An 8,905-nucleotide genomic window follows, 5' to 3' on the forward strand; every position below is an offset into this window, starting at 1 on the left:
TATGCGCGCAAATGGAATTTGAGGGCCGATGATGTCGAACGAAGAAACGTGCCGGTTCGAGTGCCTTCTTCCGCTGGTTCGCGGGAAAGCCTTCGCACTGGTCGTCGATCATCCCTCGGCCTGGTGGATATCGCCGTTTCCCGGAAGCGGCGGCGAGATCCGCGAATGCGGCATCGAACCTCGACCCGGCGGCGTCTGCTATGAAGTCGGCCAGGACGGCCGCAGGCGGGTCTGGGGGACGATCCTGTCGATCGAGGAGCCCCTCTATGTCCGCCTTGCCTGGCAGGTCTCGGCGAAAGGGGAGCCGATTGCGGATCCGGCAACCGCAAGCCGGGTCATGATCAGCTTTCGCGATGCAGGAGAGGCGACCCGCGTGGAACTGGTACACAGCGAATTCCTGCGTCATGGCGAGGACGCGGACGATTATCAGCATGCCGTGGCCTCCGGCGGCGGCTGGGAAAAACGTCTTGCTCGGATGAAGGAAGTGGCCGCCGGCAAGGAATTTCGCTGACAAAGTATTTTGTCTCGGGAAACTTGTTCTAGAGCACCGGTCAAATGGTTCAAAGTTATCGACCGATGCTCTAATGTCGCCTGATTGACATATCCTGCATGTTATCAGCTTTGCCCACCGTCACGCACCGTGACGCGAACGCCGTCTTGGGAATCTGCTAAGTACGGTAAACTGATCCGCCACAAGGTATCCGTAACAGCCAGCGTTTGAAGATGGCCGACAAATTCACTTCGCCAGACGATCTGGCCATAGACCTGGATGGGGCCGCTCCGCTGTCGCGGTTCCGCGACGCCCGCTGGCTTCTGCTCGTCGGCGCCGTGCTGGGCGCCGTTGCAACGCTGTTTTACGGCGTTCCGGTGCTCGCCTCCCTGTCGGGTGTTGCCATCCTGGCGGCGGTGGCCGCTTTCGTGCCGCGCCGCTCGCGGTCGATGAAGCTGCAGGCCGGCCAGCGGCGTCAGCTCCGGCGCATGTGGCCGGGGACGGGCATGAAGGTGACCGTCGATGCCCTGCCGGTTCCCTGTTTCGTTGCCGACGGCCGGGGCATTACCCGTTATGTCAATGCGGCTGCGATCGACTACTACGGACAGGTCAAGCCCGGCGATCCCCTGTCCTTCTCCTTGCGCGCGCCGTCCCTGCTGGAAGCGTTCGACCGTGTTTCGGCCACAGGGGAGCCGGAGCGGATCCACTGGCAGGAAAAGGTTCCGACCGAAGCCTTTTTCGAAGCCCATGTGGCGCCCGTCTACATGCCCGGGTCCGCAGGTGCCGATAATCGGCCGGCCACGCCGGATTTCATTCTGGTGGTCATCAATGACCAGACGGAACAAAAGCGTCTGGAACGGATGCGAACCGACTTCGTTGCCAACGCCAGCCATGAACTGCGCACGCCCCTGGCGTCGCTGACCGGCTTCGTGGAGACCCTGCAGGGACCGGCCAAGGACGATCCGGAGGCGCGCGACCGGTTTCTCAAGATCATGCTGGAGCAGGCCGGGCGGATGCGCCGGCTGATCGACGACATCCTGTCCCTGTCCCGGATCGAGCTGAAGGCGCATGTCCGGCCGGCCGCGTCCGTCGATCTCATCGAGATCGTCCGGCATACGGCCGATGCGCTGGCCCCGCTTGCCCGCGATCTCGGGATGACGATCCGCACCGAGGTCGAGGTTGACGAGGCCATCGTCCGGGGCGACCGCGACGAGTTGATCCAGGTCGCCGAAAATCTTGTCGAGAACGCCCTGAAATACGGCGGTGACGGGGAGTTCGTGGATATCCGGATCCAAAGGACGAAGAACGGCGATGCCGCAGATCACATCTGTCTGGCGGTTCAGGACTACGGGGCGGGCATTGCATCGGAGCATGTGCCCCGCCTGACGGAGCGATTCTACCGCGTCGATGTCGGGTCGAGCCGTGCGATGAAGGGAACGGGGCTCGGGCTTGCGATCGTGAAGCATATCCTGGCCCGCCACCGGGCCCGCCTCGAAATTGAAAGTGTGCCGGGCAAGGGCTCGACGTTCACGGTCCACTTCATGCCGTCAGAGAGTGCCTGATCCTAGCTCACACGCAGGCTCAGGGTCCCTGGAAGCGATGCGAAAGCCGGGCGCGCCTCGGAAAGTGCTGCCTGAATTCCATTAATTTCGGCAGGGGAACGGGCAGGCGCCTTGGTCTCGCCTCAAGCCGTCAGGGGACGGCGGATCTGACGCAGAGGCAGTTATTGGATCGGCGGATGCGCAGCGCCGCGCAGGCATCGGCTATAAAGCCGGACCGGTCCGGTGCGGACGGGGGGGATTCTGTCATTCAAGGCGCGCTTTAATGTCATGCTTTTATTTCATAATGAAAAATCATGAAATTTTTCAATTAGTTGAACAGTCATAAAACTGATATATAACTGTCATAGAAGTCTCACGAACGAGGCCTAGGGTCCGCTCGTCGTCGGGGCAATCACGGTCTCGGTGATTATCCAATAAACCTTGACATTCAAAAGGAGTGGTCAAGTGAAATTCAAGACCCTCGTTAGCGTGGCAGCACTGGCTGTTGCCGGAACCGTCGTTGCAGGTGCCGCTGAGGCGCGCGACCAGATCCAGATCGCTGGTTCGTCGACCGTTCTTCCTTATGCGTCCATCGTTGCTGAAGCCTTCGGCGAAAACTTCGATTTCCCGACCCCGGTTGTTGAATCGGGCGGTTCGGGCGCCGGCCGCAAGAAGCTGTGCGAAGGCGTTGGTGAAAACACCATCGACATCGCCAACTCTTCTTCGCGCATCAAGCAGTCCGACATCGACCTGTGCGCAAAGAACGGCGTCACCGAGATCCAGGAAGTCCGCATCGGTTATGACGGCATCGTCTTCGCCAGCGACATCAACGGCCCGTCTTTCGCCTTCACCCCGGCCGACTGGCACAAGGCTCTGGCTGCCAAGGTGCTGGTGGACGGCAAGCTCGTCGACAACACCTACAAGACCTGGAACGAAGTCCGTTCCGACCTGCCGAACCAGGAAATCCTGGCCTTCGTCCCGGGCACCAAGCACGGCACCCGTGAAGTGTTCGAGGAAAAGGTGATCGTTGCCGGCTGTGAAGAAGACGGCACCTTCGAAGCCTTCATGGCTGAAAACGGTGGCGACAAGAAAGCCGCCAAGAAGTCCTGCATGGGCCTGCGCACCGACGGCGTGTCCATCGACATCGACGGCGACTACACCGAAACGCTGGCTCGCGTTGACGCCAACAAGAACGGCTTCGGCGTGTTCGGTCTGTCCTTCTACCAGAACAACACCGACAAGCTGCAGGTTGCGACCATGTCCGGTGTGACCCCGTCCACCGAAACGATCGCTTCCGGTGAATATCCGGTTTCCCGTCCGCTGTACTTCTACGTGAAGAACGCTCACCTGGACGTGATCCCGGGCATGCAGGAATACATCGAGTTCTTCGTGTCTGACGAAATGGCTGGCCCGGACGGCCCGCTGGCCGCTTACGGCCTCGTTTCCGACCCGGAACTGGCCAAGACCCAGGAAATGGTCAAGAACCGCACTCCGATGGGTCCGCTGAAGTAACCCTGAAAAATCGACTGTCGGCGCGCTGATCGCGCGCCGACAGTTTTCTTTTTTGTTTGTGGCGGAAGACAATGAGCGTGGGCATCCTTATCCTGATTGTGCTTGGTCTTGCTTTGCTCGGCTACTTTGTCGGCAGGCAGCGCGCTCTGTCTAAGGCGGCAAATGAAGGCCGCAAACTGCACTCCCTTCCAAGTTATTACGGACAGTTCCTGGCGCTGTTCACGGCCGTTCCGGCCCTGATCCTTCTGGCCGCCTGGCTGTTCGTGCAGCCGATGCTGATTGAAAGCCATGTCAGCGGGCTGATCCCCGACAGCGCCATCCCCGAAGGGGGCGCGCGCAGTCTGGTCATGTCAGACGTCCGCCGGATTGCGGACGGCCTCGACGCCCTGATGGAGCAGGGTGGCCTCGGTGAAGAAGACCTGACCCGGATGCGGGCCGATCTCACCAATATCCGCAGCCGCCTTGCCGAAGTGGGGATCGCTCTGGGATCCAACGTGCCGGTCGAGGTGTTCGACGCCGCCAAGACCTATCGTTCCGAGAAGAACACCGGCTCCCTGCTGATGACGATCGCCGTGCTGGGACTGTCGCTCGCTTCCGGCGGATGGGCATTCATGCGCATCCGGCCCGAACTGCGCGCCCGAAACAACAGCGAGACGTTCGTCAAGGCGCTGTTGCTCGGCTCATCGCTGGTCGCGATCCTGACAACGGTCGGCATCGTCGGCTCGCTGCTGTTCGAGACCTTCCACTTCTTCCAGATCTATCCGGCGAAGGACTTCTTCTTCTCCACCGTGTGGAACCCCCAGTTCCGCGGCGGGTCCGATCTCGGCATCCTGCCGCTCTTGTGGGGCACGTTTTACGTGTCGTTCGTGGCGCTGGTGGTGGCCGTTCCGATCGGCCTGATGATTGCCATCTATCTGTCCGAATACGCCGGAAGGGCCTTGCGTAACCTGGCAAAGCCCGCCATCGAAGTGCTGGCCGGCATCCCGACCATCGTCTACGGTCTGTTCGCGCTGATCACCGTCGGCCCGTTCCTGCGCGACTGGATCGCACAGCCCATGGGGCTTGGAACGTCGTCATCGTCGGTTCTGACCGCCGGTCTGGTCATGGGTATCATGCTGATCCCCTTCGTGAGTTCGCTCTCCGACGACATCATCAACGCGGTGCCTCAGGCGATGCGCGACGGCTCCTACGGACTGGGCGCAACCCAGTCGGAAACCATCCGGCAGGTCATTCTGCCCGCGGCCCTTCCCGGCGTCGTCGGTGCGATCCTGCTGGCCGCCAGCCGTGCCATCGGGGAAACGATGATCGTGGTCCTGGGGGCAGGGGCGGCCGCCCGGCTGGGCCTCAACCCGTTCGACGCAATGACCACCGTGACCGTCAAGATCGTCAGTCAGCTGACCGGGGATACGGAATTCGCCAGCCCTGAGACACTGGTTGCCTTCGCCCTGGGTCTGACCCTGTTCGTCTTCACCCTGGGTCTGAACGTGCTGGCCCTCTATATCGTGCGCAAGTACCGGGAGCAGTACGAATGAGCGACACAATCGCATCGACCGACGCCGCCGCAACCGCGGGACCGCGCAAGGGATCGCTGCTGGTCCTCGACAAGCGCACCAGGAAGCGCAATGCCGCCGAAGCCCGCTTCCGGCTCATGGGGCAGATCGCGGTGACGATCGGCGTGCTGGCGCTGGTGGGCCTCCTGACCTCGATCCTGATGAACGGGCTGTCGTCCTTCCGCCAGACCTACATTCAGGTCAGCGTTTATCTCGATCCGGCAAAGCTGGACAAGAACGGCAATCGCAATCTGGAGGACATCGCCAAGGTCACGACCTTCGGTTACGCGCCGCTGCTCAAGAAGGCGCTTGCCGACAAGATGGCCAAGGAAGGGATTTCGATCGAAGGCCTGAGCGAAAAGGACGCCGCGGCACTGATTTCCAAGGAAGCGCCCGCCGATCTGCGCCGTTACGTCCTGGCCCATCCGACCAGCATCGGCAAAACCGTTTCGTTCAACCTGCTCGCTTCCGGGCGCATCGACGGCTACTACAAGGGCCGCGTGACCATGGAGAGCGCCAAGCTTGACCGCAACGTATCGCCCCAGCAGCTCATGCTGGCGGACAAGCTGAAAGCGGATGGCGTGCTGACCACCCGGTTCAACTGGGAATTCTTTACAGCCCCCGACGCATCCGATACCCGGCCCGAGGCAGCGGGCCTGGGCGTGGCCATTCTCGGCTCGGCCTACATGATGCTCGTGGTGCTGGTCCTGTCCCTGCCGCTGGGTGTCGCCGCGTCGATCTACCTGGAGGAATTCGCGCCCCAGAACGCCCTTACGGATCTGATCGAGGTGAATATCGCCAACCTGGCGGCCGTGCCGTCGATCGTCTTCGGTATTCTGGGTCTGGCGGTCTTCATCAACTTTGCTGGACTGCCGCAGTCGGCGCCGATTGTCGGCGGTCTGGTTCTGACCCTGATGACCCTGCCGACGATCATCATCGCCACCCGCGCCGCGCTGAAGGCGGTGCCGCCGTCGATCCGCGATGCGGCTTTAGGCGTGGGCGCCTCGAAGATGCAGTCGGTGTTCCACCATGTGTTGCCGCTTGCCATGCCCGGCATTCTGACCGGCACGATCATCGGTCTTGCCCAGGCGCTGGGGGAAACCGCACCGCTCCTGCTGATCGGCATGGTGGCCTTCGTGCGCGAATATCCCGGCGCCCCGCCGGAAGGGTTCTTCGATCCGGCGTCAGCACTTCCGGTTCAGGTTTACAACTGGACCCAGCGCGGAGATCCGGCTTTCGTCGAGCGCGCGTCCGGCGCGATCATTGTCCTGCTGGTGTTCCTGGTGCTCATGAACCTCATTGCAATTATTCTCCGCCGCCGCTTCGAGCGCCGCTGGTAAGGAAAGTCCAGTCCCATGAATCAGATGACCGAAGTCGAGCAGAAGGCCGTCGAGATGCTGAATGAGCCGAAAATCGTCGCACGGAACGTGCAGGTCTATTATGGCGACACCCATGCCATCAAGGATGTCGACGTGGACATTCCCGCCCAGTCGGTCACCGCGTTCATCGGACCGTCCGGCTGCGGCAAGTCGACGTTTCTGCGCACCTTGAACCGGATGAACGACACCATCGACATCTGCCGCGTGGAAGGCGACATCCTGATCGACGGCGAGGATGTCTACGATCCCAAGGTCGATCCGGTTCAGCTTCGGGCCAAGGTCGGCATGGTGTTCCAGAAACCGAACCCGTTCCCCAAGTCGATCTATGACAACGTCGCCTACGGACCGCGGATCCATGGCCTGTCGCGCAACAAGACGGAGCTGGATGAAATCGTCACGTCCAGCCTGCAGAAGGCCGGTCTTTGGGACGAGGTCAAGGATCGCCTCGATGCACCGGGAACGGGCCTGTCGGGCGGGCAGCAGCAGCGCCTGTGCATTGCGCGCGCCATTGCCGTCAACCCGGAGATCATCCTGATGGACGAGCCCTGCTCGGCGCTCGACCCCATCGCGACCGCCAAGGTCGAGGAACTGATCGACGAACTGCGCGAGAACTACACGATCGTGATCGTGACCCACTCCATGCAGCAGGCAGCGCGCGTTTCGCAGCGGACCGCCTTTTTCCATCTGGGCGTCCTGGTCGAAGAAGGGCCGACGGAAGACATCTTTACCAATCCGCACGACAAGCGTACGCAGGATTACATCACGGGCCGCTTCGGCTGATGCTTATGAAGACAAATAGCGGAGGGATACAGTATGCCTGATCATACGGTAACGGCCTACGACGAAGAACTGACCGCCCTGAAGAGCCGGATCGCGGAAATGGGCGGCCTGGCCGAAACCATCGTCAGCAATTCCGTGACCGCACTGGTCACCCAGGATCTGACGCTCGCCCAATCGATGATCGAACATGACGTGCGGCTCGACGAACTGCAGCAGGACGTCGAAATCAAGCTCATCGAGATCATCGCCCGGCGTCAGCCGATGGGCAGCGATCTGCGTGAAATCATGGCGGCCGGTCGTATTGCAAACGACCTGGAGCGCGTCGGCGATCTGGCCAAGAACGTCGCCAAGCGGGTGATCGCCATCGACAACGATCTGCAGTCCAAGAAGCTTTCCATCGGCGTGGAACACATCGCCGAACTGGCCCTGGCGCAGTTGAAGCAGGTGCTGGACGCCTACACGAAGCGCGATGCGGTATCCGCGCGCAACGTGCGCGAGCGGGATTCCGAAATCGACGCCATCTACACCTCGCTGTTCCGCGAGCTTCTGACCTACATGATGGAAGACCCGCGCAACATCACCCAGTGCGCCCATCTGCTCTTCTGCGCAAAGAACATCGAGCGGATCGGCGACCACGCCACGAATATTGCGGAAAACGTCTATTGGATGACGACCGGTGAACGGCTTGCGGACGAACGTCCCAAGGTCGACGAGACCGGCGTTACCGACAAGGAAAACGCCTGACGGGCCAGGCCCGTCCAGCGGGATGACTCGGAGCTTGTGTAAATGCCGAAGGTACTCATCGTTGAAGACGAGGAACCGCTCAGCCTGCTGCTGAGATACAATCTGGAAGCTGAAGGATATTCAGTCGAAACCTGCGAACGCGGAGACGAAGCGGAAATCAGGCTCAGAGAGAGCCAGCCCGACCTGCTGCTGCTGGACTGGATGCTGCCGGGCCTGTCCGGGATCGAGCTTTGCCGCCGCATCCGGGCGCGTGAAGACACCGAACGGCTGCCGGTGATCATGCTGACCGCGCGCGGCGAGGAAGCAGAGCGCATTCGCGGCCTGTCGACCGGTGCCGACGATTACGTGGTCAAGCCGTTTTCGGTTCCCGAGCTGATGGCGCGTGTCCGGGCGATCCTGCGCCGGGCGAGCCCGGAAGTCGTCTCGAGCATGCTGCGCTCGGGCGATATCGAGCTGGACCGCGAGACCCACCGGGTCCGCCGCAACACCAAGGAAATCCATCTGGGGCCGACCGAATTCCGGCTCCTGGAATTCCTGATGACCTCGCCCGGCCGCGTCTTTTCCCGCGAGCAGCTTCTCGACGGTGTCTGGGGCCACGATGTCTATGTCGACGAACGCACGGTGGACGTTCACGTCGGACGCCTGCGCAAGGCGCTGAACCGGGGCAAGGCGAAAGACCCGATCCGCACGGTCCGCGGCGCCGGCTACGCGTTCAACGACCAGTTCGCAATTGCCTGAGACACTCAGGATCAAGCATGAAAAAACCCGCCGGATCGGCGGGTTCAGACTGCTGACAAACCCCTGGCGTTAGCCGGGGGTTTTTGATTCACTGTTTTGATGTTGAAGAAACCCGGTCCGGATCAGACAGCGCTTGAGATGGTCACACTCGACCAGCTTGTTCCCGCCGAT

8 protein-coding genes are annotated in these 8,905 nt (G+C 61.5%); all 8 read left to right on the forward strand.

Going from position 1 to position 8,905, the window contains the following annotated elements; all coding sequences use genetic code 11:
- The first annotated feature begins 31 nt into the window (after positions 1-31).
- The 8 genes from HK439_RS15510 (at position 32) to phoB (ending at position 8,734) form a co-directional block, all read left to right on the forward strand.
- Positions 32-511 (forward strand): SRPBCC family protein, encoded by a 480-nt coding sequence (locus tag HK439_RS15510; protein WP_209011844.1) that lies wholly within the window; start codon positions 32-34, stop codon positions 509-511.
- A 212-nt stretch (positions 512-723) separates the two neighbouring features.
- Entirely contained in the window at positions 724-2,052 is a 1,329-nt protein-coding gene (locus HK439_RS15515; RefSeq protein ID WP_190292433.1) for an ATP-binding protein, read from the forward strand.
- A 444-nt stretch (positions 2,053-2,496) separates the two neighbouring features.
- Positions 2,497-3,543 carry a substrate-binding domain-containing protein gene (locus HK439_RS15520; RefSeq protein ID WP_328804174.1) on the forward strand — a complete coding sequence of 349 codons (1,047 nt, stop codon included), beginning with the start codon at positions 2,497-2,499 and terminating at the stop codon, positions 3,541-3,543.
- Positions 3,544-3,614: 71 nt separating this feature from the next.
- Positions 3,615-5,075, forward strand: a complete 1,461-nt coding sequence (gene pstC / locus HK439_RS15525; RefSeq protein WP_190292434.1) for a phosphate ABC transporter permease subunit PstC — start codon at positions 3,615-3,617, stop codon at positions 5,073-5,075.
- Positions 5,072-6,433: a phosphate ABC transporter permease PstA gene (pstA, locus tag HK439_RS15530; RefSeq protein ID WP_190292435.1), complete on the forward strand. Its 1,362-nt coding sequence runs from the start codon at positions 5,072-5,074 to the stop codon at positions 6,431-6,433. The genes pstC and pstA overlap by 4 nt, the downstream gene beginning before the upstream one ends.
- A gap of 15 nt (positions 6,434-6,448) precedes the next feature.
- Entirely contained in the window at positions 6,449-7,252 is an 804-nt protein-coding gene (gene pstB, locus HK439_RS15535; RefSeq protein ID WP_190292436.1) for a phosphate ABC transporter ATP-binding protein PstB, read from the forward strand.
- Positions 7,253-7,285: 33 nt separating this feature from the next.
- Positions 7,286-7,996 (forward strand): phosphate signaling complex protein PhoU, encoded by a 711-nt coding sequence (phoU, locus tag HK439_RS15540; RefSeq protein WP_190292437.1) that lies wholly within the window; start codon positions 7,286-7,288, stop codon positions 7,994-7,996.
- Positions 7,997-8,038: 42 nt separating this feature from the next.
- Positions 8,039-8,734, forward strand: coding sequence for a phosphate regulon transcriptional regulator PhoB (gene phoB / locus HK439_RS15545; RefSeq protein ID WP_190292438.1), 696 nt, complete (start codon positions 8,039-8,041; stop codon positions 8,732-8,734).
- The last annotated feature ends 171 nt before the right edge of the window (positions 8,735-8,905 follow it).

Source organism: Roseibium aggregatum (assembly GCF_014692675.1).
Lineage (GTDB): Bacteria > Pseudomonadota > Alphaproteobacteria > Rhizobiales > Stappiaceae > Roseibium > Roseibium aggregatum_C.